The sequence below is a fragment of the Cupriavidus consociatus genome, from assembly GCF_017814975.1.
GTDB lineage: Bacteria > Pseudomonadota > Gammaproteobacteria > Burkholderiales > Burkholderiaceae > Cupriavidus > Cupriavidus consociatus.
The window spans coordinates 1-299 of record NZ_JAGIQA010000193.1 but is presented as its reverse complement, the minus strand read 5'-3'; the positions used below and the strand labels follow the sequence as shown (position 1 = coordinate 299).

General features: G+C 61.5%; 1 pseudogene. It reads left to right on the top strand.

Annotated features, from left to right (window positions below):
* Nucleotides 1-299: pseudogene (gene gbcB, locus J8I82_RS38060) on the top strand (glycine-betaine demethylase subunit GbcB); the annotation flags it as partial.

Sequence of the window (299 nt, the reverse complement as noted above, 5' to 3'; positions counted from 1 at the left end):
ACCTCAGCGGCGGCGTTGGGATCACGCCGGTGATGTCCATGGCGCGCTGGTTCTACGACACCAATGCGAACGTCGACCTGACCTTTATCCACAGCGCCCGCTCGCCCAAGGACATCATCTATCACCGCGAGCTGGAGCACATGGCGTCGCGGATCGACAACTTCAGCCTGCACCTGATTTGCGAAAAACACGGCCTGGGCGAGCCTTGGGCCGGGTATCGCGGCTATCTGAACCACAAGATGCTGGAGCTGATGGTGCCGGACTTCCTGGAGCGCGAAGTGTTCTGCTGCGGCCCTACG